Below are 26,885 nucleotides of genomic sequence, written 5' to 3'. Positions count from 1 at the left end.
CCCTGGCCCTCTCCCAAGGGGGAGAGGGCATGGTCGGTGCGGAGGTCGAGATCAGCGCTCCGGTTGCTACTTTTCCCCTCTCCTAGAGGGAGAGGGGATGGTCAGTGCAGAGGTCGAAGCCGGTTCTTCCGCTTTTGCCCCCTCTCCGCTCGGGTGAGGGTTGGGGTGAGGGCGCTAATCACCACTCGGCGAAACTGCCGTCCTTGTGCCGCCAGATCGGGTTGCGCCAGCGATGGCCAATGGCGGCTTGTTCCTTGACGAATTCCTCGTTGACCTCGACGCCCAGCCCTGGCCCCTGAGGAATCTTCACGTGGCCATCCGCGTAGTCGAACACCTCGGGATTCTTGATGTAGTCCAGCAGGTCGTTGCCCTGGTTGTAGTGGATGCCCAGGCTCTGCTCCTGAATGAAGGCGTTGTAGCAGTTGGCGTCCAGCTGCAGGTTGACCGCCAGCGCGATCGGGCCGAGCGGGCAATGCAGGGCGATGGCCACATCATAGGCCTCGGCCATGTTGGCGATCTTGCGCGTCTCGGTGATGCCGCCAGCGTGGGACGGATCGGGCTGCAGGATGTCGACGTAGCCTTCCTGGAGGATGCGCTTGAAGTCCCAGCGCGAGTACAGCCGCTCGCCCAGGGCGATGGGCGTGTTGCTCATCAGGGCGATTTCCTTGAGCGCTTCATGGTGCTCGCTGAGCACCGGCTCCTCGATGAACATCAGGCGGAACTGCTCCAGTTCCTTGACCAGCACCTTGGCCATGGGCTTGTGCACCCGGCCATGGAAATCCACGCCGATGCCGAAGTGCGGACCACAGGCATCGCGGATGGCGGCGACGTTGGCGATCACCTGGTCGACCTTGTCGTAGGTGTCGACGAACTGCATCTCTTCGCTGGCGTTCATCTTGATCGCGGTGAAGCCCTTGGCCTGGCGCTCCAGGGCCTGGGCCGCGGTCTCCGCCGGGCGGTCGCCGCCGATCCAGGAATAGACGCGAATGCTGTCGCGTACCTGGCCGCCGAGCAGCTCGTGCACCGGTACGCCCAGGGCCTTGCCCTTGATGTCCCACAGGGCCTGGTCGATGCCGGCCAGGGCGCTCATGTGAATGCCGCCGCCGCGATAGAAGCCGCCACGGTAGAGCACCGTCCAGTGGTCCTCGATGTTGCGCGGGTCCTTGCCGATCAGGTAGTCGGCCAGTTCCTCGACCGCCGCCGCCACGCTATGGGCGCGCCCTTCCAGCACGGGTTCGCCCCAGCCGTGGATGCCCTCGTCGGTCTCGATCTTGAGAAAGCACCAGCGCGGCGGGACGACGTAGGTGGTGAGTTTGGTGATCTTCATGGTGTGGAAATCTCGACAGTAATTATTGGAATCGAGGGATTGGGCAGCTCGCGGTCATGGACCGCTCCTACAGGGGTATCCGTAGGAGCGGTCGCAGCGGCGAACCGCCATGACCGCGATAATCAGGAACCTTTGGCTACTTGCCATCCCGCCGCGAAGGCCTGGGCGTTGGCACTCACCTGGGCCGCCGTGAGGCCAGGCTTGTACAGCGCCGAGCCGAGGCCGAAGCCGTTGGCGCCGGCCGCCACGTAGGGGCCCATGTTGTCCGGGGTGATGCCACCCACCGGCAGGAGCGCCAGCTCCTTGGGGAAGACCGCGCGCCAGGCCTTGACCACGGCCGGGCCGAGTTGCTCGGCGGGAAACAGCTTGAGGCTGTCGGCTCCGGCGTCGAGGGCGGCGAAGCCTTCCGACGGGGTGGCGACGCCTGGGGCGCTGACCAGGCCGGCGGCCTTGCTGGCACGGATCACCGCCAGGTTGGCGTTGGGCGAGACGATCAGCCGGCCGCCCGCGGCGTCCACTTCGGCCACCTGGGCCTCGGTGAGCACGGTGCCGGCGCCGATCAGGCAGCTTTCACCCAGCTCCGCGGTCAGCCGGCGGATGCTCTCGAAGGGCTGCGGCGAGTTGAGTGGGATCTCGATGACGCGAAAGCCGGCGTCGTACAGGGCACGACCGACCGGGACGATCTCGTCCGGGGTGACGCCACGCAGGATGGCGATCAGCGGCAGGTCCTTGAGGTAGGTATCAAGCATGGGAGCCTCCAGAGGTGGGGAGCAGGCCGGCGGCCTGGGCCAGGCGCCAGAGCCCGGCCCGAGTGGCCTGCTCCAGCAGGCGAACCTGGTGGATATCGAACAGTGCCAGGGCGTCGCGATAGCGCTGGCAGAGCGCCGCGTCGCCGATCAGCACCAGGGGTGGGCAGGCCGAGCCCGCGAGGACGGCAACCTGGCTGCGCAATTCTTCGCCGATCAGCAGACCGGACAGGTAGTCGAGACTATGCGCGGCGCCCAGTTCACCAGCCAGCACGCGGCTGCGGGCGGTGAAGAGGCGGCCGAACAGGCCCTCGGCCCCGGCGTCGCGGGCGGTCATCAGGCCCAGGCGGAAGGCCTCGGCACTGGCTTCGGGACCGGCCTCGGTGGCCGGGCGACCCAGGATGGAGTGTTCGCGCAAGACGGCGAACAGCTCGCCGGTCATGTAGGTGGCAAAATCAGTGAGGCGACCGTCACGCACCCGCACCCATTTGCTGTGGGTGCCGGGCAGCACCAGCAGGGCCTCGGCGGCCAGGTCCGGCTCCAGTTCGAGGGCGCCAAACACCTGGGTTTCCTCGCCACGCAGCACGTTGGGCAAGGCGCCACGCTGCATCACGCCGGGGACTAGGTGGAGCTCGCCGCAGCCGCTGTCCAGGCGCAGGAGACCGGCGGCCAGGCTGTGGACATCGGCCGGACACTCGGCATAGGGCACCTCGCGCCAGCCACCGCGACTGCCGACCATGCCGCAGGCGATGGCGGGCAGGTCCGGCTGAGCATCGTGCCAGTCGCCCACCAGGGTGCGATAGGCCGCCGCGAAGTCGCCATCCGGCACATGCATGATGCCCCAAGGGCGGCTGCGGGTTTCCAGCACGGCGCCCTGGGCGTCGAACAGCTGGGCCCGCAGGGACGAGGTGCCCCAGTCGAGGCCGATAAGGTGCGGGGTGACGGTCATGCGGGACTCCAGCCGAGTTCGCGGGAAATGGCCCGGGCGCAGGCAGTGACCTCGGGCTGCAGTTCATGCAGCCGCGCCTCGGGCATATAGGGGATGGCACTGGCCACGCTCAGGGCCGCAACGATGGCGCCGTCGGCGCCGCGGATGGGCGCGGCCACGCAGCGGATGCCCAGTTCGTTCTCTTCCAGATCCAGGGCATAGCCCTCGGCGGCGTGGCGCCGCAGGCGCACGCAGTAGTCCACCCAAGGCAGGAAGTCCTCGCGCAGGCCGGGCTGCCCGGTACGCCGGGCTACGCCTTCGCCATAAAGGGCTTCCCATTCCTCTTCGGCAAGATCCAGCATCAGCGCCTTGCCAACGCCGGTCAGCGCCAGCGGCATGCGCAGGCCGACCCGGGATCTCATCTCCAGACCCCGGCTGCCGGGCAGCTTGTCCAGATAGAGGACATCCCCACCCTCGCGCACCCCCAGGTGCACGGTGTCACCACAGTGCTGGGCCAGGTGTTGCAGATGGGGCCGGGCCACGCCGGTCAGCGGCAGCTGTTCGCGGGCCTGGTAGCCGAGGGCGATGAGGTGGCTGCCCAGGATCAGCCGCCCGCTGTCGTGGCGCAGGTAGCCGGCCTGGGTCAGGGCGGCGACCAGGCGATGGGTGGTGCTGCGGGTGCAGCCGATGGCGGCGCCAACCTGGGCCAGGTTGTCGGCTCCGGCGGCCACGGCTTCGAGAACCGCCAGGCCGCGGAACAGCGCCTGGGCCCCGCTGGGCGCTTCGCCCTTGTTGGAATTGTTGTCGTTCATGGCCTTCACTCTAGAAGCCTCGCTGGCAAATCTCAACATGTGATATATGATCCCATAATGTGGGATTAAGTTAGATATGACAGCCTTGTCACATAGCTGCAATATTGGCGCTATCTAATGCACGGCACATTGCAAGGACTCGAGAGGCAGAGCGCTCCATGACGGGTAAATCCATCCTGATCGTCGACGATGAGGCCCCTATTCGCGAAATGATCGCCGTGGCCCTGGAAATGGCGGGCTATGAATGCCTGGAGGCGGACAACAGCAAGGACGCCCACGCCCTGATCGTCGATCGCAAGCCCGATCTCATCCTGCTCGACTGGATGCTGCCCGGCACCTCCGGCCTGGAGCTGGCTCGGCGCCTCAAGCGCGACGAGCTGACCGACGCCATTCCCATCATCATGCTCACGGCCAAGGGCGACGAGGACAACAAGGTCCAGGGCCTGGAGACCGGTGCCGACGACTACATAACCAAGCCCTTCTCGCCCCGCGAGCTGGTGGCGCGCCTGAAAGCCGTGCTGCGCCGTACCGGCCACCTGGAGAACGATGGCCCGCTGGAGGTCAACGGCCTGATCCTCGACCCGATCAGTCACCGGGTGACCATCGATGGCGCTCCCGCCGAGATGGGTCCCACAGAGTACCGTCTGCTGCAGTTCTTCATGACCCATCAGGAACGCGCCTACACCCGCGGCCAGTTGCTCGATCAGGTCTGGGGCGGCAACGTCTATGTCGAAGAGCGCACCGTGGACGTGCACATCCGCCGCCTGCGCAAGGCCCTGGGCGAGACCTACGAGAACCTGGTACAGACGGTGCGCGGCACCGGGTATCGCTTTTCCACCAAACTCTGACGCGGGATCACCGCCGCTGTGAACATCAACTGGCGCTCCCGTCTGGCCACCCATCTGGCGACCGTGGTCGGCGGCTGCGCCCTGGCCGGCTGGCCCTTCGGCCATGTCGGGCTGGCGGTGGCCCTGGGACTGGCGGTCTATCTGGCGGTCACCCTAAAACACCTGCTGCGCCTGCATGCCTGGCTGCTGAGCGATGCGCCGGGTGCACCGCCCGAGGCCGAAGGGCTGTGGGGCGATGTGCTGGATCGGCTCTATCGCCGCCAGCGCCACGAGCAGCGCCAGCGTGAAGAACTGCTCGCCGTCATCGGGCGGGCTCAGGCCTCCACCGAGGCCCTGCGCGATGCCATCATCCTGGTGGACCGCTATGGCAACCTGGAGTGGTGGAACCGCGCTGCGGAAACCCTGCTAGGTCTGCGCCAGCCCCAGGACCTCGGCCAGCCCATCACCAACCTGGTACGCCATCCGCGCTTTTCCGACTACTTTCTCGGCGGCGACTATGGCGAGCCGCTGGAGCTGGCCTCGCCGCTCAACGACGACCAGTACCTGCACATCCTGGTCACCCGCTTCGGCGAAGGCGATCGGCTGCTGCTGGTGCGCGATGTGACCCGCGTCCATCAGCTGGAACAGATGCGCAAGGATTTCGTCGCCAACGTCTCCCATGAGTTGCGTACTCCGCTGACGGTGATCACCGGCTATCTGGAGACCCTGCTGGACAACGCTGAGCACGCCACGCCACGCTGGCGGCGAGCGCTGGGGCAGATGCAGCAGCAAGCCGGGCGCATGCAGCACACCATCGACGACCTGCTGCTGCTGGCGCGCCTGGAGGCCACCGACTATCCCGCCGATAATCGCCCGGTGGCCCTAGAGCCGCTGCTTGCCTCCATCCTGCAGGACGGCCGCGCCCTGTCCGGCGCCATCGGCCACCGCCTGAGCCTAGACTGCGCACCGGACCTGGCACTGCTGGGCAGCGAGACGGAATTGCGCAGCTGCTTTTCCAACCTGGTGTTCAATGCCGTCAAGTACAGCCCCGAGGGCGGGGAGGTGCGGGTACGCGCCTGGCAGGATGCCGAGGGGGCCCATGTTGCCGTGCAGGACACCGGGCCCGGCATCGACGCCCGCCACCTGCCGCGCCTGACCGAACGCTTCTATCGTATCGACGCCAGCCGCGCGTCCAGCACCGGTGGCACCGGCCTGGGTCTGGCCATCGTCAAACATGTGCTAATCCGCCACCGCGGCGGCCTGGACATTCATAGCGTGCCCGGCGAGGGCAGCTGCTTCACCTGCCATTTCCAGTCCGAACAGATCGCTCAACGCGCCGCCGCCTCGGCCTGAGCCGCGGCGGCAGCGCCGTGCTATCGTCCGGCCATCTCTGAAATGGTCCTCTGTCCATGCCACCAGCCCTGCGCCTGCTGCCGGTCCTGTTGCTCGCCCTGCTGGGCGGCCTGTTGGTCAGTGGTCTGGCCTGGCAGCGCGCCGAACGGGCGACCCTGGCCGAGGCCAGCCTGCTCGGCCAGGAGCAGTTGCGTCTGCACGCCAGCAGCCTGCAGACCCTGATCGATCGCTTCCGCGCCCTGCCGGCGGTGCTGGCCCAGGACCCCGAGCTGATCGCCGCCCTCACCACGCCACCCGATGCCGCCGCCACCGAACGCCTTAATCTCAAGCTGGAGCGGCTGAACACGGCGGCTCAGTCCTCGACGCTGGAGGTGCTGGATCGCACAGGCTTTGCTATCGGCGCCAGCAATTGGCGTCTGCCCACCAGCTACGTGGGCCACAACTATGGTTTCCGCCCCTATTTCCGCGAGACCCTTGCCGGCGGCAGCGGCCGCTTCTATGCCGTGGGGGTCACCACCGGCATTCCCGGCTATTTCCTCTCCCACGCCGTGCTGGACGCCCAGGGGCGCTTCCTCGGCGCGGTGGTGGTCAAGCTGGAGTTCCCCGCCATAGAAGCGCGCTGGGGCGAGCATCCCGAGGTCCTGCTGGTGAGCGATGCCCGTGGCGTGGTCTTTGCCGCCAATCGCCCGGCCTGGCGTTATCGCCTACTGCGTGAGCTGACGCCCGCCGAACGCGCCGAATTGGCCACCACCCGCCAGTACGACAGACGCACCCTGCAACCGCTGCTTCACACTCAACAGGTAGCCTTGGGCGACCAGCGCCAAGTGGCCCGTATCGAGGCACCTGAAGGCAGCGCCGACTACCTCTGGGACAGCTTGCCGCTGCCCAGCGAAGGCTGGACCCTGCACCTGCTCAGACCGACTCGGGGGCTGCAGGGCGGCGGCCTGGGTGCAGCGCTAGCCGCTGGGTGTGCTTGGCTACTGCTGGTCTGCGCCATCCTATTGCTGATCCAGCGGCGGCGTCTGCAACGTTTGCGTCAGCGCAGCCGACTGGAACTGGAGCACTTGGTCGAAGCCCGCACTGCTGAGTTGCGCACCGCCCAAGATGGCCTAGTGCAGGCCGCCAAGCTGGCCGCCCTGGGACAGATGTCGGCGGCTTTGGTACACGAACTTAACCAGCCGCTCACCGCACAGCGAATGCATCTGGCGAGCCTGCGGCTGCTGCTGGATCACGGCCGCCTGGACGAGGCCCGTGCCGCTTTGGAACGTCTCGATGGCCTGCTCACTCGCATGAGCGGTCTCACCGCCCACCTCAAAACGTATGCGCGCAAGACCCCTGCCGGACTGCGCGAACGGGTCGACCTGACGCTGGTGGTGGACCAGGCGCTGGAGCTGCTGGAGGCGCGCCGCGCCGAGGTGGGCGTCGAGCTGATCCTTGATCTGCCGCGCCCGGCCTGGCTGCTGGGCGATCCCATCCGCCTGGAGCAGGTGCTGGTCAATCTGCTGCGCAATGCCCTGGACGCCGTGGCCGAACGACCGACGCCACAGGTCAGGGTCAGGCTGCAGCGTGACGGCGAGCGCTGGCAGCTGGAGGTGGCGGACAACGGTGGCGGCATTGCCACCGAGCACCTGGGCCAGGTGTTCGATCCCTTCTTTACTACCAAGCCGGTGGGCGAAGGCCTGGGCTTGGGGCTGGCCGTGTCCTCGGCCATCGTCCAGGCCCAGGGCGGCAGCCTGAGCGCGGCCAACGGCAGTGAGGGTGCGGTCTTCACGCTTCGGCTGCCTGTTGCCTCTTGCGGCCAAGAAGCGCCAAGCTCCCTTTAGCTGCGCCTGCGCGAGCTGAGACTACCGAGGGTGTCCCGGAGGCATGCCCAGCACCAGGTACATTCATCCTTTTGAGGCTCGACCGCCCCGTGCCGTTAGGGCAAGGTAGCGGCGCACCGGCCGCGAAAGGACGCCCCTATGCAAGCCCAGGTCTATCTGGTCGACGACGAAGCCAGCATCCGCGAAGCGGTACGCCAGTGGCTGGAGCTGTCGGGGCATCAGGTGCGGCTGTTCGCCCGCGCCGAGGAGTGCCTAGCGGCGGTGACGCCGGATTTCGCCGGGGTGGTGGTCAGCGACGTGCGCATGCCCGGCATGGACGGCCTGGCCTTGCTGGACCGGCTGCAGGCGCTGGATCCCGACCTGCCGGTGATCCTGCTCACCGCCCACGGCGATGTCGCCCTGGCGGTGACCGCCATGCGCCAGGGCGCCTACGACTTCCTAGAAAAGCCCTTCAGCCCCGAGGCGCTTTTGGGCGATCTTGGCCGCGCCCTGGAAAAGCGGCGACTGGTGCTGGAAAACCGCCAATTGCACCGCCGGGTCGACGACCAGAGTACCCTCGCCCGCCGCCTACTGGGCGTTTCACCGGGCATCGTCCGCCTGCGCCAGCAAGTCCTCGACCTGGCACCGACGCCGGTCAACGTCCTCTTGCGCGGCGAGACTGGTAGCGGCAAGGAACTAGTCGCCCGCTGCCTGCACGACTTTGGCCCCCGTGCTGACAAGGCCTTCGTCGCCCTCAACTGCGCGGCCATTCCCGAGCAGCTGTTTGAAAGCGAGCTGTTTGGTCACGAGAGCGGCGCCTTTACCGGCGCCCAGGGCAAACGCATTGGCAAGCTGGAATACGCCAATGGCGGTACCCTGTTTCTCGACGAGATCGAAAGCATGCCCCTGGCGCAGCAGGTCAAGCTGCTCCGGGTGCTGCAGGAGCAGCGCCTGGAGCGCCTGGGCTCCAACCAGAGCATCGCCCTCGATCTGCGCATCGTCGCCGCGACCAAACCGGATCTGCTGGAAGAGGCCCGCGCTGGGCGCTTTCGAGAAGACCTGGCCTATCGCCTCAACGTCGCCGAGCTGCACCTGCCGCCGCTACGGGCGCGGCGCGAGGACATTCCACTGCTATTTGATCACTTCCTTGCCGAGGCCGGTGCCCGCCTGGGCCGCCCGATCACCCCGCCTAGCGCGGCGCGCCTGGCCCAACTGCTGGGCCACGGTTGGCCCGGTAACGTCCGCGAGCTGGCCAACGCCGCCGAACGTGAGGTCCTCGGCTTAGGCGCCCCGACCCAGGCTGCTGCCCACTCCTCCCTGACCGACCAGCTAGAAGCATTCGAAGCCCAATGCCTGCGTGCTGCCCTGGCCCGTCACGTCGGCGAGATCAAGGCGGTGATGGATGAGTTGCAACTGCCGCGGCGCACCCTCAACGAGAAGATGCAGCGTCATGGCCTGGTGCGTGCCGACTTCCGCGACGATCCCGAGGATGACTAACCGGGCATAGGCGGAAATTCGCTCATTGCCTAGGCTTTACAGGCAGACTTCCGCCTATTCAACCGCCAGAAAGCCAGCAACGGTGCGCTTTCGCAGCCTGGCACGCCATCTGCAATCACTCTTGTCGACGCCCTGAGCGCCCTAATAACAATGACAAGAGGAACACCCTGTGGATAGCACCGCTACCCTCGCGGCCGGCCAAACCGCGCCCAAGACCACCTCGCAGCGCATCAAGTCCATCTTCAGCGGGTCGGTTGGCAACCTGGTCGAGTGGTTCGACTGGTACGTCTATGCCGCCTTCTCGCTGTATTTCGCCAAGGCCTTCTTTCCTCAAGGCGACCAGACCGCCCAGCTACTTAATGTCGCCGCCATCTTTGCCGTGGGCTTTCTCATGCGCCCCATCGGCGGCTGGCTGATGGGCCTCTACGCCGACAAGGCCGGACGCAAGGCGGCACTGATGGCCTCGGTGATCATGATGTGCGGCGGTTCGCTAATCATTGCCCTAACCCCCAGCTACACCACCATCGGTGTCGCCGCGCCCATCATGCTGGTCCTGGCGCGCCTGCTGCAGGGCCTCTCGGTAGGGGGTGAATACGGCACCTCGGCCACCTACCTGAGTGAGATGGCGACCAAAGAACATCGCGGCTTCTACTCCAGCTTCCAGTACGTCACCCTGATCTCCGGCCAGCTCCTAGCCCTGGCCACCCTGATCGTGCTGCAGCAGACCCTGACCGTCGAACAGCTGGAAAGCTGGGGCTGGCGGATTCCCTTCCTGATCGGCGCCGGCTGTGCCGTGACCGCGCTCTATCTACGTCGCGGCATGGAGGAAACCAGCTCCTTCAAGAAGGCTGAAAAGCCCAAGGAATCCCTGATGCGCACCCTGGCGCGGCATCCCAAGGAGTTCCTCACCGTGGTCGGCCTAACCATGGGCGGCACCCTGGCCTTCTATACCTACACCACCTACATGCAGAAGTACCTGGTCAACTCGGTGGGCATGAGCAAGACCGACGCCACCTCCATCTCGGCGGCGACCCTGTTCCTGTTCATGCTGCTGCAGCCCGTCGTCGGCGCCCTCTCCGACCGCATCGGCCGGCGTCCGGTGTTGATCGCCTTCGGTGTGCTGGGCACCCTGTTCACCTACCCCATCCTCACGGCCCTGGGCAGCGTCACCTCCTGGTGGGGCGCCTTCGGCCTGATCATGGTGGCGCTGGTGATCGTCAGCTTCTACACCTCCATCAACGCCGTGGTGAAGGCCGAGCTGTTCCCCACCGAGATTCGCGCCCTGGGCGTCGGCCTGCCCTATGCCCTGACCGTGTCCATCTTCGGCGGCACCGCTGAATACCTGGCACTGTGGTTCAAGAGCATCGGCATGGAGAGCGGCTACTACTGGTACGTGACCGGCTGCATCGCCTGCTCGCTCCTGGTCTACGTTTTCATGAAGGACACCCGCGACCACTCGCGCATCGTGCACGAATAACCGCTCGTCCGTGGTGCGGGCCTCTCGGTCATTAGATTTGGCCGTCCGGCCCGCCCCCCCTTTGCCTGGGCTTTGGGGCACGCCATCGTAGTGCTACCGGCAGCGTTCACAACGGCCATTTCGCTGGCCGTTGTGGCGAGTTCGCCCCCTCCTACCAAGCCCCCGGTTACACACTCATGGAAATCGACTACGGTCCCAGCTACGCCAAACTGGGTATCCAGTTTCAATACCAGTGGAGCACCCTGCTGCGCGATGCCCTGAAGAAGCACGGCATTACCGACGCCCAGGCCAAGGCCATCTGCGGTGACTTCGCTTTTGATCTTTCCAAGCTCATCGACGAAGCCGAAATCAAAGCCGACGGCCTCTCCTATCGCCCGGTGATCGCCTTCACCGAGGACGAGGAAACCCTGCTGGTCCAGTCCGCCGAATTCGAGTACCACGAAGCGGCCTATGCCACTGCCGCAGCGGCGTTCGAGAAGAAATAAGACGCGGGCTCGGGCTTTGCGCCCTCACCCTCTCCCACCGGAAGAGGGTGTTGTCTGGAGCGGTGAAGGGCTTCTCCTCCAGACATGAGCGTCAAGGTTGTTTTCAGTGTTACTGCAATAGCGATTCACGAAGCCTAGACGAAGGCCAGCTACAGCGACACACCTCTGATCGCCACGCCAGCGTCAGTCTGGCCTGACCTTGGGCTTACGCGCTCGCGGCGGTGCGCCACCCGGCTTGGCTTTGGCCTTGGTGCTACCCGTACGCCGCTTCTTCTTCCAGGGTGCGCCCTTGCCCGCGGGCGGCGGGCCGCTGATGGTCAGGGTCAGACCAAGGCAGCGCTCGACCTGCTTACCCATCCAGGCCGACTGTTTGGTGACGAATTCCGCAAGGCTCAGTTCGCCCTCCTGCACCCGATCCAGCGCCTGTTCCCACAGCGCCGTGGTACCTGGATCGGCGATGGCCCGGGGCACAGCGTCGATCAGGCCGAAGGCCGCTGGCGTTGCCGCCAGGGCCTTGCCCTGTTTCACCAGGTAACCACGGTCCAGCAGGCCCTGGATGATGCCGGCACGGGTCGCCTCGGTGCCGATGCCGGTGGTGTCCTTGAGCTTCTGCTTGAGCGCTGGATCCTCCACCAGCTTGGCGACATTCTTCATCGCCTTGATCAGGTCGCCCTCGGTGAAGGGCTTGGGCGGCTGAGTCAGCTGATCCTTGCAACGCACCTCCACCACCGGATAACACTCACCCTCGCGCAGCTCGGGCAGCGCCTGGGGCGGCGGGGCCTCGCGGCCCTTGGGCGGCGTGAGCGACTCGGGCAAGGCGCGACGCCAGCCTGCTTCCACCAGCCGCTTGCCGGTGGCCCGCAGGCGTTCGCCACCCGCCTCGAAGTCAGCCTGGGTACGATCGAATTCGTGCTGCGGCAGGAACTGCGCTAGGTAACGGGCGCGGATCAGGCCATAGACGTTGCGCTCCTGCGGGCTCAGGCGTCCCAGGTCGCGGGTCACCTGGGTCGGGATGATGCCGTGGTGGGCGCTGACCTTCGCATCATTCCAGGCCCGTGAGCGGCGACCGGCGTCCAGATGGTCGCGCAGGGGTGCGAGGCTCGCATCGGCGCTCAGCAAGGCGGCGAGCAGCGCCGGGGCCTCGGCGTGCTGGGAGAGCGGCAGGTAGCCGCAATCGCTGCGCGGGTAGGTGATCAGCTTGTGGGTCTCATAGAGCGCCTGGGCGACGTCCAGGGTCTGCTGGGCGCCGAGGTTCAATCGCTTGGAGCACACCTCCTGCAGGGTACCCAGGTCGAAGGGCAAGGGCGCCGCCTCGCGGATACGCTCGGTCTTGAGCTTGACCAGTCGGGCCTGCCCGGCCGCCTCGATAGCCCGGGCCGCGGCCTGGGCCACCTCGGGCTTGAGGCAGCGACCCTGGTCATCGCAGACGGCTTCCGGGGGCTGCCACTGCGCCTGAAAGCGTCCGCCAGAGGCCTCCAGGGTCGCCTCCACGGTCCAGAAAGGCACCGGCACGAAGGCGGCGATGGCGCGGTCACGGTCCACCACCAGGCGCAAGGTCGGGGTCTGCACCCGCCCCACCGAGAGCACGCCCTGGTAACCCGAACGGCGCCCCAGCAGGGTGAACAGCCGGCTCATGTTCATGCCGATCAGCCAATCGGCCCGCGAGCGACCTAGCGCAGACTGATACAGCCCATAGGTTTCGGCACCGGGCTTGAGCGCGGCCAGGGCGCGGCGAATGGAGACATCATCCAGCGCCGACAGCCACAGCCGGCGAATCGGCCCACGATAACGGCAATGCTCCACCAGCTCGCGGGCGATCATCTCGCCCTCGCGATCCGCGTCGGTGGCGATCACCAGCTCATTGGCCTCGCCCAGCAGGCGCTTGACCGCCTTGAACTGGCTGCCGGTGGTCTTCTTGACCTGTAGCTTCCATTGCTCGGGCACGATGGGCAGGTCGTCCAGCGACCAGCGTTTGTAGCGGGCGTCGTAGGCATCCGGTGGTGCCGTCTCGAGCAGGTGGCCGATGCACCAGGTGACGGTCACGCCCTGCCCCTGCAGGCAGCCCTCGCCACGGCGATTGGCACCGAGGACACGAGCGATGTCCTTGGCCTGGGAGGGTTTTTCGCAGAGATACAGCTGCATGGCGGGCGTCGTACCGGAGGGAATCGCTACAGGATGCAAAGCGGCGCCGGGCAGCGCAAGGACTAATCTGTATATCCGTACAGAAAGCGGTCTTTGCGCAAATTCGCCCAACAGGCCACAGCGCCCGTAGGACGTGGATCACAGCTTGAACGGCTGCTACGGGGGGAGCGGAATCTTGCCCGTGACGGCCGGTCCTTGGGCTACGGCATTTTCGCCGTCTTTAGCCGAGCTCTGGGAGGCGTCAATGAACACTGTAGCTATGGATCGCGCCAAGGCCGAGAGCACCGGCGCCGGTAATCACGTGGATACCGCTAGCAGCCAGGCGCTGCGGGCCGCGATCACCACCATGCGCCGCACCACCAGCCAGGTGCAGCGTATCAACGATCAACTCTGGGAAGTCTGGCCGGACGGCCGTCGCAAGCTGCTGCTGCGCTAAGACGTTCCTGGCGCCCTAGCCGGGCGCCCGAGTCTCGATCGCGGCCACATAGGTCGCGACCTCGGCCTGGATCCAGGCGGTGAAGCGCTCCTGCTTTTCCGCCGATTCGAAACGCTCCGGCCAGACCAGCCAGTAGGCGTAGGGATAGGGCGCCACCACCGGACTGAGCTGGACCAGGCGCCCCTCGTTCAGCGCCGCCTGCACCAGGCTACGCCGTTCCAGCGCCAGCGCCTGACCGAGGCGCAGCGCCTCCAGCACCACGTTGGAATCGTTCACGGTAATACCCCGATTGGGCGCCGCCTCGCCCAGACCGGCCGTCTCGCCCCAGTGCAGCCAGGTTTCCTCCGTATGCATCAGCGGCTGTGCGAGGGCTTCGTCCAGATTGCGCGGCAGCTGCCCACCGTTGTAGCCAGGCGCAGCCACCAGCAGCACATCGTCCTGGAACAGTCGTAGCGCCGTCAGACCATCCCATTGCCCCTCGCCCATGCGTACGCCGATATCCACCATGCCCTGGCGCAGATCCTGGAAATCCAGGCTGGTCTGGAGGCGGATACGGTACTCCGGATGCAGGGCGCTGAAGCGTGGCAGCCTCGGCAGCAGCCAGTGCGCGGCGAAGGACGGAAAGGTGGCGAACACCAGTTCGTTACGGCGCGGTCGGGCCTGCAGCCGCCGTGTGGCTTCGCCCAGATCCTCGAGCAACTGGCGGACCTGCTCGGCATAGACGCGACCGTCACCGGTGACCTCGATCCCGCGTCCCAGACGCTCGAACAGCACCATGCCCAGTTGATGCTCCAGCCCCTTCACCTGCTGGCTGACCGCGGCATGGGTCAGGTGCAACTCGGCCGCCGCCCGCGTCACGCTGCCCAGCCGCGCTACCGCTTCGAAACAACGCAGGGCATTCAGCGGTGGAACCCGTGACATGTAAGTTTTCCTTAACGATTCGTTCAGATTTTCTCGCTGGTAGCAGCTTCGCTCAAGCCCTAATGTCTTGTCCAGAGCGGCATCCAGCGTGAAACACGTTATGCGGATGACGTTCCACGTGAAACAGGATTCACCCTTTCTGACAGGACGCTTCCCATGCAACTCATCGGCATGCTCGACTCCCCCTATGTGCGGCGGGTCGCGATCTCCCTTCGCCTGCTGGCTCTGCCCTTCGAACTGCGCCAGATATCGCTCTTCCGTGAGGTCGAGCGCTTTCGCAGCTTCAATCCGGTACTCAAGGCGCCCACGCTGATCTGCCTGGATGGCCAGCGCCTGATGGATTCGTCACTGATTCTGGACTACGCCCAGCACCTCGCCTGCGGCAGCCGGCAATTGCTGCCCAGTAGCCATGCCGCGCGGGCGACCGCGCTCAGCCGAAGCGGTCTGGCGCTGGCCTTGTCCGAGAAAGCCGTACAATTGTTGTATGAGCGCGACCTGCGGCCGGCAGAGAAGCGTCACGCGCCCTGGCAGCAGCGGGTAGAGGGGCAGTTGCGCGCGGCCTGCGGCGCCCTGGACAAGGCCTGGCTGGGCCCGCGTCCGCCGCTGGGTGAGGACAGCATCGGCCAGGACGCCATCGACACCGCCGTGGCCTGGACTTTCCTGCACTTCGCCCTGCCGGGGCTGATCGAGCGGCGCAATTACCCGACGCTAGAGGCCCTGACCGCCGAGGCGGAGGCGCTGTCGGTGTTTCGAGATTATCCGGTGGCCTAAAAAGCATCGCGGCCATGGGCCGCTCCTACGGTAACGTCCGTACCTGTAGGAGCGGCCCATGGCCGCGATCAACAAAGCACCAGAGTCCCGCAGGATTAGCCGCAACGGCGGACCGCTATGGCCGCCATGCTCTTGGCGACTACTTACCCACGGTAATACCGCTGCGGCACGAAAGGCGTCTTGGCGACCCTGACCGGTACCTGCTTGCCACGCACCACGGCGAACAGCGGGGTATCGACGGCGGCGAAGTCGCTGTCGACATACCCCATGGCCACCGGGGCGCCCAGGGTCGGGCCAAAGCCGCCGCTGGTGACGCGGCCGATGCTGGCGCCATTGGCATCCACCAGCTCCGCCCCCTCGCGTACCGGTACCCGCTCCTGCACCAGCAGGCCGACGCGCTTGCGGCTCACGCCGTCGCGCTGCTCCGTGAAGATGCGCTCGGCACCCGGGAAGCCACCGGCGCGGCCATTGCCTTCACGGCGCACCTTGGACAGGGCCCAACCGAGGTTGGCCATCACCGGCGTGGTACCGGCATCCATGTCGTGACCATAGAGGCAGAGGCCCGCTTCCAGACGCAGGGAATCCCGGGCGCCCAGGCCGATGGCTTCGACTTCCGGCTCGGCCAGAAGATGGCGCGCCAGGGCCTCTGCGGCAGCGCTCGGCACCGAGATCTCGTAGCCGTCTTCACCGGTGTAGCCACTGCGGCTGACAATGCACGGCTGGTCCAGCAGCTTCACACGACGCACCTGCATGAAGGTCATCTCGGCCACTTCCGGCGCCAGGCGCGACAGGACCGTAGCGGCTGCAGGTCCCTGCAGGGCCAGCAAGGCGCGATCGAATTGCGGCAGCACCTGGCAGCGATCGCCCAGGTGCTTTTCCAGGTGGGCGAGGTCAGCCTCCTTGCACGCGGCGTTGACCACCAGGTAGAGGCAGTCACCCAGGTTGGCGACCATGAGGTCGTCGAGGATGCCGCCGTTGTCGTCGGTCAGCAGGGCATAGCGCTGCATGCCGCTGGGCAGGTCAATAATGTCGACCGGCACTAGGGTCTCCAGGGCTTCGGCGGCTTCCTCGCCTTCGAGCAGGACCTGGCCCATGTGGGAGACATCGAACAGCCCGGCCTGGGCACGGGTGTGCTGATGCTCCTTGAGCACGCCGAGCGGGTATTGCACCGGCATCTCGTAGCCGGCGAAGGGCACCATGCGGGCGCCGAGTTCCAGGTGCAAGGCATGCAGCGAAGTCTTGAGCAGGGACATGGTGAGGCTCCGTGTCGGGTGGCGGCTGTCGCGCTCCAGGCAAGGGAAACGGGACAGTGTTGGGCTATGGGGTCGCGACGTGGGTGATCGGGTCATCCCTCACCCCGGCCTTCTCCCAGAGGGAGAGAGGGAAAAGCGGGCGGCTCGCTCGGGACTGCAACGGAGCCACCGCTCTCCTCCCCTCTCCCACCGGGAGAGGGGACGGGGGTGAGGGTCAGGCCTCGCCGTAGGCTTCGATCGGCGGGCAGGAGCAGACCAGGTTGCGATCGCCGTAGACATTGTCGATGCGCGCCACCGGCGGCCAGTACTTGCCGTCCACCAGGCTCGGCAGCGGGAAGACCGCCTGCTCGCGGCTGTAGGGGTGGGTCCACTCGCCCGCCAGTTCACGTGCGGTGTGCGGCGCGTTCTTCAGCGGATTGTCCTGGGGATCCAGGGTGCCGGCCTCCAAGGCGCGGATCTCTTCGCGGATGGCGATCATGGCGTCGCAGAAGCGATCCAGTTCCTGCTTGGACTCGCTCTCGGTGGGCTCGATCATCAGGGTGCCTGCCACAGGGAAGGACATGGTCGGCGCATGGAAACCGAAGTCGATCAGGCGCTTGGCCACGTCGTCCACGGTCACGCCGCTGCTGTCCTTGAGCGGGCGCAGGTCGAGGATGCACTCGTGGGCCACCAAGCCACCGGTGCCGCTGTAGAGCACCGGATAGTGCTCTTCCAGCCGCCGGGCGATGTAGTTGGCGCTGAGGATGGCGATCTGCGAGGCGCGGGTCAAACCGGCGCTGCCCATCATCTTCAGGTACATCCAGGAAATCGGCAGGATGCTGGCGCTGCCGTAGGGCGCCGCGCAGACCGCGCCTTCCTTGCGTTCCAGTCGGGCATGGCCAGGCAGGAAGGGCGTCAGGTGCGCCTTGACGCCGATGGGGCCGACGCCCGGACCGCCGCCACCGTGGGGAATGCAGAAGGTTTTGTGCAGGTTGAGGTGGGAAACGTCACCGCCGAACTGACCCGGGGCGCAGAGGCCGACCATGGCGTTCATGTTGGCGCCATCAATGTAGACCTGGCCGCCGTGGTCGTGGACCACCTGGCAGATCTCCCGGATGGCCTCTTCGAACACCCCGTGGGTGGACGGGTAGGTGATCATCAGCGCGGCCAGGCGCTCGCTGTGCTGCTCGGCCTTGGCGCGCAGGTCGTCGAGGTCGACGTTGCCGCGCTTGTCGCAGGCCACCACCACCACGCGCATGTCGACCATGCTGGCGGTAGCGGGGTTGGTGCCGTGGGCCGACGCCGGGATCAGGCAGACGTCGCGCTCGCCCTGGCCGCGGCTCTGGTGATAGGCACGAATGGCCAAGAGACCCGCATACTCGCCCTGGGAGCCGGCGTTGGGCTGCAGGGAGACGGCATCGTAGCCGGTGGCCGCGCAGAGCATGGCCTCCAGTTCGGTGGTGAGTTGGGCATAGCCCTCGGCCTGGTCGGCCGGCGCGAAGGGGTGGATGCTGCCGAATTCGGCCCAGGTGACCGGGATCATCTCGCTGGCGGCGTTGAGCTTCATGGTGCAGGAGCCCAGCGGGATCATGGTGCGATCCAGGGCCAGGTCCTTGTCCGCCAGCTTGCGCAGGTAGCGCATCAGCTCGGTCTCGGATCTATGGCTGGCGAACACCGGATGGGTCAGGAAGGCCGACTGGCGCCGCAGCGCCTCGGGCAGCTCGACGCCCTCCGCTTCACCCAGCTCGGCGACCTGGGGCGCGGCCTTGCCGTCGGCGAAGATTTCCAGCAGCGCCTGGACATCGGCCAGGGTACTGGTCTCGTCCAGGGCGACGCCCAGGGCCTCGGCGCTGACGTCGCGCAGGTTGTAACCACGGGCACGCGCAGCCTCATGCAGGGCGGCGGTACGCTCGCCGAACACCAGGGTCAGGGTGTCGAAGGCGGTGTGTTGGGTCTGGTGGCCCAGGCGCTGCAGGCCGGCGGCCAGCAGGCTGGTGAGACGCTGCACCCGGGTGGCGATACGGACCAGGCCGTCGGGACCGTGGTAGACCGCATACATGCTGGCAATGTTAGCCAGCAGTACCTGGGCGGTACAGATGTTGCTGGTGGCCTTCTCACGACGAATGTGCTGCTCGCGGGTCTGCAGGGCCAGGCGATAGGCCGGGTGGCCATGGCGGTCGATGGAGACGCCAACGACCCGACCGGGCATGTCGCGCTTGTACTTGTCCTGGGTGGCGAAGTACGCCGCGTGCGGGCCGCCGAAACCGAGCGGTACGCCGAAACGCTGGGCGGTGCCGATGGCCACGTCCGCACCCAGCTCGCCGGGCGGGGTGAGCAGGGTCAGGGCCAGCAGGTCAGCGGCCATGGCCACCAGGGCACCGGCCGCCTGGAAGGCCTGGATGCTCTCGCGGTAATCGCGGATCTCACCGGTGGTCATCGGGTACTGGAACAGGGCGCCGAAGAAACGGCCGTGGTCTTCGATCTCGGTTTCCACCCCTACCACCACTTCGATACCCAGGGGCTCGGCACGGGTGCGCAGCACGTCGAGGGTCTGCGGATGGCAGTGCACGGAGGCGAAGAAGGCGTTGGCCTTGTTCTTCGCCAGGCGCTTGCAGAAGGTCATGGCCTCGGCGGCGGCAGTGCCCTCGTCCAGCAGCGAGGCATTGGCCACCGGCATGCCGGTGAGGTCGCCGATCAGCGTCTGGAAGTTGAGCAGGGCTTCCAGGCGACCCTGGGAAATCTCCGGCTGGTAGGGGGTATAGGCGGTGTACCAAGCCGGGTTTTCCAGCAGGTTGCGCAGGATCGGCGCCGGGGTATGGGTGTTGTAGTAACCCTGACCGATCAGGCTCTTGAGCAGGCGGTTCTTACCGGCGATGGCGCGCAATTCAGCGAGGGCATCGGCTTCGGACAGCCCGGCGGGCAGGTCCAGGACACTGGTGCCCTTGATGCTCTCGGGGATCACCTGGGCGGTCATGGCGTCCAGGGATTCGTAGCCGAGCAGATCGAGCATGGCGATTTCGTCCAACTCGCGCGGACCGATGTGGCGTGGGACGAATTCGTCGGCGGTGCTGAGGGTATCGTGCAGCGACATGGCGGTCTTACCCCTTGATCAGTTGCTGATAGGCAGCTTCGTCGAGCAGCGCGGCGAAGGCTTCGGCATTGGCGGGCTGGAAGCGAAAGAACCAGCCGGCATTCAACGGATCGCTGTTGATGGTCTCGGGCGCATCGTTCAGCGCCTCGTTGACCGCCAAGACCTCACCGTCCAGCGGCATGGTGATGTTGCTGGCGGCCTTGACCGATTCCAGCACCGCCACCTCATCGCCCTGGGCGTAGCTGCGCAGCTCCGGCAGTTGCACGAAGACCAGGTCGCCAAGCGAGTCCTGGGCATAATCGGTGATGCCGACGGTGATGCTGCCATCGGCTTCCTGACGCAGCCATTCGTGTTCTTCGGTATAGCGCAGACCCATTGCCAGACTCCTGCGGACCTTTGTCCTGATGGATAGATGGATAGATGGATAGATGGATAGATGGATCTAGCAGTGCAAGGGTAATGCCAGTAAAAAAGCTCATTAATTTCAATGGCTTAGCAAAATCGCAGGCAATACCCTGTAGCGAAATCGTTACAATAGGCGATCTACCTGACTAAAGCCGTATCGATTCACATACATCGTATCGATATCGTTACGATATTAGCCAGGCTCCTGGGTCCGACAGCTGAGCTGTATGTTATGGACCACGCTGCTCCTTATCCCTGTGATGCAGACAGAGGCGAATCAAGTGCCTTGCTCACTCATTCCCTTTAGCGGTAACCCAGTCTTCAACACGCAAGCCTGGCACCTGGTCAAACTCGCGACGGTTGTTGGTGACCAGGATCAGACCCATGGAGCGCGCATGCCCTGCGATCATCTGATCGTAGGGACCGATTTGCTGACCCAGCCTGGCTAGTTCGGCGCGTAACTGTCCGGTATGCGCCGCGGCTTCGTGACCGTACTTCAACACGTCCAGACGCGCGGCGAAGCCCTCGATCACCGCCAGGTTGCGCTCCGGGCTGGAAGATTTTTCTGCACCGTAGATCAGCTCCATCAGGGTGATCGTACTGATGCACAACTGCCCCTAGCGCCGGGTGAAGGCCTTGCGAACCGACACCGGTCGATTCTTGATGGTGAAGATGCAGGTGTTGGTGTCGAGCATGAACTTGAGCATCAGAAGCCCTCGCGCTCCTGCTCGGCAGGCTGGTCACGTTCCGCCATGAAATCCGCCGTAACGCACTCTCCCTCAAACCAGGAATCCCAGGATTCCCCGGCCGGGGTAATGATTCTGGTGCGGCCGAGGACAACCACATCGACGCGCTTCACGTCTTCGGGCAGGGCAACCGCCTTTGGCAGTCTTACCGCCTGACTGCGATTGCTTTGAAATACAGCACCTTGATCCATGATCGATCTCCCAGGATATATCAGTTGTATATCCCATATTAGGGCAAGGCTGGATCTGTCAATCGGCATGCTCCCGACACTAGGCGATACAGCTGGCATAGCGCTCTTCTCACGGATGGCATTTGGCGAAGCCTGGGCAAGAACGCCGGAGCCGGGAATGTCACCGGAGCCTGAGACCAGATTCAGACAAGAGCACCATCGCGAACTTCCGCCCCGCTTCATCGGACCAAGAAGGCACAACAAGACCTCTGCCAAGCGGCTTTGCTCTCTCCCTTCCTTGTCTGGAGTCTTTGTCATGGCTGTGAAAACCGTTGCCGATCTGCTCGTCGCCACCCTCGAAGCCGCTGGTGTGGACACCATCTGGGGCCTGCCGGGCGATTCGCTCAACGGCCTCACTGAAAGCCTGCGCAAGCGCGACCGTATCCGCTGGCGCGGCGTGCGTCATGAAGAAGCCGCGGCCTTCGCCGCCAGTGCCGCCGCCGACACCAGCGGGCGCCTGGCGGTCTGCGCCGGCTCCTGTGGCCCAGGTAACCTGCACCTGATCAATGGCCTGTTCGACGCCCAGCGCAGTGGTGCGCCGGTCCTGGCCATCGCCGCCCAGATTCCCTCCAGCGAGATCGGCCTCGGCTATTTCCAGGAGACCCACCCGGAGCGCCTGTTCCGTGATTGCAGCGACTTCTGCGAGGTGGTGTCCCATCCCGAGCAGCTGCCGCGCATCCTGGAAACCGCCATGCGCTCGGCCATCCTCAATCGCTCGGTGTCGGTGGTGGTGATCCCGGGCGACGTAGCCCTGGCCGAGGCGCCGATCAAGGAGGCCCAGTGGAGCGAGCCGGTACGTCCGGTGGTGGTCCCGCCGGAGGCCGAGCTGGACGCCCTGGCCGAACTCCTGGCCGGCGAAAAGCGCATCACCCTGCTTTGCGGCGCCGGTTGCGCCGGTGCCCATGCCCAGGTGGTGGCGTTGGCCGAGCGGCTGCAGGCGCCAGTCGTCCACGCGCTGCGCGGCAAAGCCCATATCGAGTATTCCAATCCCTATGGCGTGGGCATGACCGGGCTGATCGGCTTCTCTTCCGGCTATCACGCGCTCAAGGAATGCGACCTGCTGCTGATGCTGGGCAGCAACCTCCCCTATCGCAACTTCTTCCCGGACCATGGCCGGGTGGTGCAGATCGACATACGCGGGGCTCATCTGGGCGTGCGCACCCCGCTGCTCAAAGGCCTGGTGGGCGATGTCCGCGCTACCCTGGACGCCCTGTTGCCGCGGCTCAAGCCCAACAGCCACAGCCGCTTCCTGGAAAAGGCCCAGCAGCACTATCGCAAGACCCGCGCCGAGCTGGACGAGCTGGCCACCGCCACCGCCGACGGTGAACCCCTGCATCCGCAGTACCTCACCACCCGCGTCAGCGAACTGGCCGCGGCGGACGCACTCTTTACCTGCGACGTCGGCACCCCCACGGTGTGGGCCGCGCGTTACCTGGCGATGAACTTCGAACGCAAGCTGGCCGGCTCCTTCAGCCACGGCTCCATGGCCAACGCCCTGCCCCAGGCCATGGGCCTGCAGGCGGCCTATCCCGACCGCCAGGTGGTCGCCCTGGCTGGCGACGGTGGGCTGTCCATGCTGCTGGGCGAACTGGCGACCCTCGCCAGCGAAAAGCTACCGGTCAAGGTCATCGTCTACGACAACGCCACCCTGGGCTTCGTCGCCATGGAGATGAAGGCCGCCGGCATGATCGACGAGACCACCGATCTGGGTGAGGTCGATTTCGCCCGGGTGGCCGAGGCATGCGGCGTGCGCGGCTGGAAGGTGGAATCGGCCAGTTTGCTCGACGCCACCCTGGAAGAGGCCTTCGCCCATCCCGGCCCGGCGCTGGTGGACGTGCGCATCGCCAAGCAGGAGCTGTCGCTGCCACCGAAGATCGAGGCTGCCCAGGCCAAGGGTTTCAGTCTCTACATGCTGCGCGCGGTGATGAGTGGCCGTGGCAGCGAAGTCGTGGATCTGGCCAAGACCAACGTGCTGCGTTGATCCAGGCGCCTGCGGCGCTCAGCGCCGCGGAATCCCGTAACGCCGCAGCCGCATGGCGATGGCCGAATGGGAGGTCTGCAAGCGTGCGGCCAGCTGGCGGCTGGACGGATACTGCGGATAGAGCCGTTCCAGCAGCGCCGCCTCGTAGCCCTGGACGGCGGCTTCCAGGGTGCTGACCTCGGTTTCCACCTGCCCGGCCATTGCAGTACCGGCCAGATCCAGGTCCTCGACATCGATTTGGCCGCTTTCGCTGATGGCGGCGGCGCGAAAGAGGATGTTCTGCAACTGGCGAACGTTGCCTGGCCAGGCATTGCCCAGCAGCACACCGTAGGTGGCCGGTGCCAGACGGCACGGCGGCCGGCCGATCTGGGCACAGGCCTGCTGCAGGAAGTGCCGTGCCAGCAGCAGGATGTCCTGGCCGCGCTCGCGCAGCGCCGGGACCTGCAGGCTGAGCACATTGAGACGATAGAAGAGGTCTTCGCGAAAGCTTCCCGCGGCCACCATGGCCTGCAGGTCGCGGTGAGTCGCAGCCAGGATGCGTACGTTGACCTGGCTCTCGTGGGCCCCACCGACGCGGCGGAAGGTGCCGTCGGAAAGAAACCGCAGCAGCTTGGCCTGCAGATAGGGCGACATCTCGCCGACCTCGTCGAGAAACACCGTGCCCTGGTCGGCCAGCTCCAGCAGACCCGGCTTGCCGCCACGCTGCGCACCGGTGAAAGCGCCCGGGGCATAGCCGAACAGTTCGCTCTCGGCCAGGCTCTCCGGCAGGGCGGCGCAGTTCAGGGCGAGAAAGGGCGCATCGCGCCGGGCACTGGCGGCATGACAGGCCCGCGCGACGAGCTCCTTGCCAGTGCCGGTCTCACCCAGGATCAACAGCGGGGCTTCCAGGGCCGCCAGGCGCTGGGCCCGGGCCTTGAGCGTACGGATGGCCGCGCAATCGCCCAGCAGGGAATCGAAGCCCTCGGGGGTGTCATGGCGTAGCGCTGACAGCCGACCGCCGATGCGGCTGGGTGCATAGAGCGTCAGGAGCCCTCCGGCCAGCCCGCCCACCGGCTCACCGATGGGGGTGGCGTCCAGCAACAGGGCCTGGCCGCGCAGTACTACCTCGCGCAGGGGCAGACGAAAGCCCTGGGCCAGCAGCTCGGTTGGCAGCTCGCTGTCATTGAAGAGGTCGGCGAGGGTCGTGCCGGCGCCCTCGCCGGCCAGCGCGGCGAAGGCCGGATTGGCCAGCAGGATGCGGCCTTCGCCGTCCACCGCCAGCACCGGATCGGCCATGGCGGCAAGCAGGGCATCGAGCTGCAGGCTGCGACGCTGGCCGGGCAGGATGTCCACCACCCGGACCGCCTCGACCCCCACCACGGTCAGCAGGGCGGCGCGCAATTCCTCCAACACCGCCGCGCTCAGGGTCGGCGCGTCGATGTAGACGTTGGGCGGCACCATCTCCACGGCATCGAGGTTCAGATTGCGGGCACCGAGCAACGCCAGGACTTCCTGGGTGATGCCGACCCGATCGATGAAGGAGACATGGATACGCATGGAAACCGCAGGGTCTGAAAGCGAAAGGCTAATGCTACCCAAATGCTCGGGGTAGAATCACTTCTCATTTACCGAGGCGGGACCGCCATGACCACCAAAGACCCCCTTCTTCTCGATCAGCAGCTTTGCTTCGCGCTGTACTCGACCTCCCTGGCCATGACCAAGGTGTACAAGCCGCTGCTCGAAGAGGCGGGCCTGACCTACCCGCAGTACCTGATGATGCTGGTGCTCTGGGAAAACGATCACCTGCCGCTCAAGGAGCTGGCGCGCCGTCTGCACCAGGACTCCGGCGCCCTGACCCCGGTGCTCAAGCGCCTGGAGGCCGAGGGCTACGTGACCCGGCAACGCAATGCCGAAGACGAACGCAACCTGTCCATCGAACTCACCGAGGGCGGCCGTGCCCTGCGAGAGCGGGCACGGGAGATCAACGGCACCATCAGCGGGTACTGTGCGCTGGGAGATGCCCAGATGTCCGAGCTGCGCGAACACCTGATGGCACTGCGCGCCAAGCTGACGCGCTAACCGGCTCACTGCCACTGGTCGCCTGCTCCCGAAAATATATTTGCGCGATAACAGGTATCGCGATAACTTAAGTCCATACCCTGTTGGTTCTCACAGTCAACGCCCGGCCAAACAGTTATCGCAATACCTAAAACAGGAGCACGCCATGAACATCCTCTATACCGCGTCCGCAACCAGCACCGGTGGCCGTGACGGCCGTTCCATCAGCAGCGACAAGGCCCTGGACGTGCAGCTGTCCACACCCAAGGAGCTGGGCGGCGCCGGTGGTGCCGGCACCAACCCCGAGCAGCTCTTCGCCGCCGGCTACTCGGCCTGCTTCATCGGCGCGCTCAAGTTCGTGGGCGCCAAGGAAAAGATCGCCGTACCGGCTGACGTCAGCGTGACCGCCCAGGTCGGCATCGGCCCGATCCCCACCGGCTTTGCCCTGGACGTCGAGCTGACCATCAGCCTGCCGGGCCTGGAGCGCGCGGTGGCCGAGGACCTGGTCGAGAAAGCCCACCAGGTGTGCCCCTACTCCAACGCCACCCGCGGCAACGTGGACGTGCGTCTGACCCTGGCCTGACACCGAGGAACGTCCAAGGGCGCGCCTCCTCGGGGACGCGCCCTTTTCTATGGCTGGCCCGTCAGGCCCGCGAAGCGTTCCGCCAGCCAGCCATGCAGTTGCCGGACCGCCGGCGAGAACTGGCGCCGGTGTGGACAGAACAGCTGCAACGGCAGGGGTTCGCCAGGCTGGTCGGGCAGCACCCGCACCAGCCGCCCGGTCTTGAGATCGTCGCGCATGTCCAACCAGGACTTGTAGACGATGCCCTCCCCGGCCACCGCCCAGCGCCGCACCACCTCGGCATCATCGCTCTGCAGCGGCCCGCTGACGCCGACTTGCCGCTGGCCACCCTCGGCCAGCGGAAAGCTCCATTTGTCATAGGTGCGACCGTGCAGCTGGTAGAGCAGGCAGGCATGCTCGACCAGGTCATCCAGGCGGCGTGGCGTGCCATGGCGCGCCAGGTAGGCCGGCGCCGCGGCCAGCAGCCGGTGATTGTCGGGCGCCAGTGGCAGGGCGACCAGGCTGTCGTCCTGGCTGCGGCCATAGCGGATGGCGATGTCCACCGGATCGCGATAGACATCGGCCTGCTGGTCCGAGACGTAGAGCCTGAGGGTCAGGCCGGGATGCCGCTGGCGAAATTCCGCCAGCCAGGGCAGCAAGAGATTGCGCCCCAGATCCGAAGGCGCCGCCACCTGCAGCACCCCGCGCAGCTCGGGGCTTTCCCCCTGCAGCCGCTCGCGTCCCTCGCGCAAGGTCTCCAGCACCTCCCGGGCATAGGGCAGATAGGCCTCGCCCTCGGCGGTGAGCCTCAGGCTGCGCGTCGAGCGAGCGAACAGGCGAATGCCCAGCTCCCGCTCCAGCCGCCCGATGGCGGCACTCACCTGACCTGGCAAGAGGTCTGCCTCGCGGGCAGCGCGGGAAAAGCTGCCCAGGGCGGCGGAGCGCACGAAGAGGCCGAGGTCGTCGAAGCGGATCATTTTCTTTCCTGCAGTGAAGGTGCTATCCGATTCTGCCGCTTTTTCCGACCGACAATGAAGACGACCATGGCATCACGTTTCTCATCGTACAAAGGAATCC

General features: G+C 66.0%; 23 protein-coding genes and 1 pseudogene. 11 read left to right on the top strand and 13 right to left on the bottom strand.

The window, feature by feature from the left end:
• Positions 1 to 178 precede the first annotated feature (178 nt).
• The 4 genes from dgoD to ACWPW1_RS01720 form a co-directional block, all read right to left on the bottom strand.
• The gene (gene dgoD, locus ACWPW1_RS01735) at positions 179 to 1,327 is read right to left on the bottom strand and encodes a galactonate dehydratase (RefSeq protein ID WP_017642356.1); all 1,149 of its coding nucleotides are present in this window, start codon (positions 1,325 to 1,327) and stop codon (positions 179 to 181) included.
• 122 nt (positions 1,328 to 1,449) lie between these two features.
• The gene (locus ACWPW1_RS01730; RefSeq protein ID WP_271653612.1) at positions 1,450 to 2,076 is read right to left on the bottom strand and encodes a 2-dehydro-3-deoxy-6-phosphogalactonate aldolase; all 627 of its coding nucleotides are present in this window, start codon (positions 2,074 to 2,076) and stop codon (positions 1,450 to 1,452) included.
• Positions 2,069 to 3,022 carry a 2-dehydro-3-deoxygalactonokinase gene (locus ACWPW1_RS01725; protein ID WP_434775519.1) on the bottom strand — a complete coding sequence of 318 codons (954 nt, stop codon included), beginning with the start codon at positions 3,020 to 3,022 and terminating at the stop codon, positions 2,069 to 2,071. Before ACWPW1_RS01725 ends, ACWPW1_RS01730 begins: the two co-directional genes overlap by 8 nt.
• Positions 3,019 to 3,813 (bottom strand): IclR family transcriptional regulator domain-containing protein, encoded by a 795-nt coding sequence (locus ACWPW1_RS01720; RefSeq protein ID WP_434775518.1) that lies wholly within the window; start codon positions 3,811 to 3,813, stop codon positions 3,019 to 3,021. The genes ACWPW1_RS01725 and ACWPW1_RS01720 overlap by 4 nt, the downstream gene beginning before the upstream one ends.
• Before the next feature lie 158 nt (positions 3,814 to 3,971).
• Here ACWPW1_RS01720 and phoB point away from each other — a divergent pair, with 158 nt between their 5' ends.
• The 6 genes from phoB to ACWPW1_RS01690 all read left to right on the top strand — a co-directional run bounded on the left by phoB (position 3,972) and on the right by ACWPW1_RS01690 (position 11,254).
• Positions 3,972 to 4,661, top strand: a complete 690-nt coding sequence (gene phoB / locus ACWPW1_RS01715; RefSeq protein WP_007159925.1) for a phosphate regulon transcriptional regulator PhoB — start codon at positions 3,972 to 3,974, stop codon at positions 4,659 to 4,661.
• 18 nt (positions 4,662 to 4,679) lie between these two features.
• Entirely contained in the window at positions 4,680 to 5,993 is a 1,314-nt protein-coding gene (gene phoR, locus ACWPW1_RS01710; protein WP_434775517.1) for a phosphate regulon sensor histidine kinase PhoR, read from the top strand.
• A 56-nt stretch (positions 5,994 to 6,049) separates the two neighbouring features.
• Entirely contained in the window at positions 6,050 to 7,816 is a 1,767-nt protein-coding gene (locus ACWPW1_RS01705) for an ATP-binding protein (protein WP_434775516.1), read from the top strand.
• A gap of 138 nt (positions 7,817 to 7,954) precedes the next feature.
• On the top strand, positions 7,955 to 9,292 hold the full coding sequence (locus tag ACWPW1_RS01700) for a sigma 54-interacting transcriptional regulator (RefSeq protein WP_434775515.1): 1,338 nt from the start codon (positions 7,955 to 7,957) through the stop codon (positions 9,290 to 9,292).
• 169 nt (positions 9,293 to 9,461) lie between these two features.
• The gene (locus ACWPW1_RS01695) at positions 9,462 to 10,769 is read left to right on the top strand and encodes an MFS family transporter (protein ID WP_434775514.1); all 1,308 of its coding nucleotides are present in this window, start codon (positions 9,462 to 9,464) and stop codon (positions 10,767 to 10,769) included.
• A 176-nt stretch (positions 10,770 to 10,945) separates the two neighbouring features.
• Entirely contained in the window at positions 10,946 to 11,254 is a 309-nt protein-coding gene (locus ACWPW1_RS01690; protein WP_434775513.1) for a hypothetical protein, read from the top strand.
• A gap of 183 nt (positions 11,255 to 11,437) precedes the next feature.
• Here ACWPW1_RS01690 and ACWPW1_RS01685 read toward each other — a convergent pair whose 3' ends face one another.
• Positions 11,438 to 13,396: a DNA topoisomerase 3 gene (locus ACWPW1_RS01685; protein ID WP_434775512.1), complete on the bottom strand. Its 1,959-nt coding sequence runs from the start codon at positions 13,394 to 13,396 to the stop codon at positions 11,438 to 11,440.
• A gap of 244 nt (positions 13,397 to 13,640) precedes the next feature.
• On the opposite strand from ACWPW1_RS01685, the gene ACWPW1_RS01680 reads away from it, so the two are divergent.
• A complete protein-coding gene (locus ACWPW1_RS01680; RefSeq protein ID WP_156428920.1) occupies positions 13,641 to 13,832 on the top strand; it encodes a hypothetical protein in 192 nt (63 codons plus the stop codon).
• Positions 13,833 to 13,847: 15 nt separating this feature from the next.
• On the opposite strand, the gene ACWPW1_RS01675 is transcribed toward ACWPW1_RS01680, so the two are convergent.
• On the bottom strand, positions 13,848 to 14,753 hold the full coding sequence (locus ACWPW1_RS01675; protein ID WP_434775511.1) for a LysR substrate-binding domain-containing protein: 906 nt from the start codon (positions 14,751 to 14,753) through the stop codon (positions 13,848 to 13,850).
• A 156-nt stretch (positions 14,754 to 14,909) separates the two neighbouring features.
• On the opposite strand from ACWPW1_RS01675, the gene ACWPW1_RS01670 reads away from it, so the two are divergent.
• A complete protein-coding gene (locus ACWPW1_RS01670; RefSeq protein WP_434775510.1) occupies positions 14,910 to 15,524 on the top strand; it encodes a glutathione S-transferase N-terminal domain-containing protein in 615 nt (204 codons plus the stop codon).
• 143 nt (positions 15,525 to 15,667) lie between these two features.
• Here ACWPW1_RS01670 and gcvT read toward each other — a convergent pair whose 3' ends face one another.
• The 5 genes and pseudogenes from gcvT to vapB all read right to left on the bottom strand — a co-directional run bounded on the left by gcvT (position 15,668) and on the right by vapB (position 21,189).
• Positions 15,668 to 16,777: a glycine cleavage system aminomethyltransferase GcvT gene (gcvT, locus tag ACWPW1_RS01665; protein ID WP_434775509.1), complete on the bottom strand. Its 1,110-nt coding sequence runs from the start codon at positions 16,775 to 16,777 to the stop codon at positions 15,668 to 15,670.
• Between the two features lie 214 nt (positions 16,778 to 16,991).
• Positions 16,992 to 19,847, bottom strand: coding sequence for an aminomethyl-transferring glycine dehydrogenase (gene gcvP, locus ACWPW1_RS01660; RefSeq protein ID WP_434775508.1), 2,856 nt, complete (start codon positions 19,845 to 19,847; stop codon positions 16,992 to 16,994).
• 7 nt (positions 19,848 to 19,854) lie between these two features.
• Complete coding sequence (gene gcvH, locus ACWPW1_RS01655) at positions 19,855 to 20,223, bottom strand: glycine cleavage system protein GcvH (protein WP_007159937.1); 369 nt, start codon at positions 20,221 to 20,223, stop codon at positions 19,855 to 19,857.
• Positions 20,224 to 20,542: 319 nt separating this feature from the next.
• Positions 20,543 to 20,959: pseudogene (vapC, locus tag ACWPW1_RS01650) on the bottom strand (type II toxin-antitoxin system tRNA(fMet)-specific endonuclease VapC).
• Complete coding sequence (vapB, locus tag ACWPW1_RS01645; RefSeq protein ID WP_434775507.1) at positions 20,959 to 21,189, bottom strand: type II toxin-antitoxin system VapB family antitoxin; 231 nt, start codon at positions 21,187 to 21,189, stop codon at positions 20,959 to 20,961. The pseudogene vapC and the gene vapB overlap by 1 nt, the downstream one beginning before the upstream one ends.
• 295 nt (positions 21,190 to 21,484) lie before the next feature.
• Here vapB and poxB point away from each other — a divergent pair, with 295 nt between their 5' ends.
• Positions 21,485 to 23,209, top strand: a complete 1,725-nt coding sequence (gene poxB, locus ACWPW1_RS01640; protein ID WP_434775506.1) for a ubiquinone-dependent pyruvate dehydrogenase — start codon at positions 21,485 to 21,487, stop codon at positions 23,207 to 23,209.
• 18 nt (positions 23,210 to 23,227) lie between these two features.
• On the opposite strand, the gene ACWPW1_RS01635 is transcribed toward poxB, so the two are convergent.
• Entirely contained in the window at positions 23,228 to 24,745 is a 1,518-nt protein-coding gene (locus ACWPW1_RS01635; protein ID WP_434775505.1) for a sigma 54-interacting transcriptional regulator, read from the bottom strand.
• Between the two features lie 87 nt (positions 24,746 to 24,832).
• Between ACWPW1_RS01635 and ACWPW1_RS01630 the strand changes: the two genes are divergently transcribed.
• Positions 24,833 to 25,267, top strand: coding sequence for a transcriptional regulator, SarA/Rot family (locus tag ACWPW1_RS01630; RefSeq protein ID WP_434775504.1), 435 nt, complete (start codon positions 24,833 to 24,835; stop codon positions 25,265 to 25,267).
• Positions 25,268 to 25,412: 145 nt separating this feature from the next.
• Entirely contained in the window at positions 25,413 to 25,829 is a 417-nt protein-coding gene (locus ACWPW1_RS01625) for an organic hydroperoxide resistance protein (RefSeq protein ID WP_313648377.1), read from the top strand.
• 47 nt (positions 25,830 to 25,876) lie between these two features.
• Here ACWPW1_RS01625 and ACWPW1_RS01620 read toward each other — a convergent pair whose 3' ends face one another.
• Positions 25,877 to 26,785 carry a LysR substrate-binding domain-containing protein gene (locus ACWPW1_RS01620; protein WP_434775503.1) on the bottom strand — a complete coding sequence of 303 codons (909 nt, stop codon included), beginning with the start codon at positions 26,783 to 26,785 and terminating at the stop codon, positions 25,877 to 25,879.
• Positions 26,786 to 26,885 lie beyond the last annotated feature (100 nt).

This window comes from Pseudomonas sp. Marseille-Q7302 (assembly GCF_965111925.1).
The sequence above is the reverse complement of the archived record's forward strand: the minus strand, read 5'-3'. Positions and strand labels throughout refer to the sequence as shown.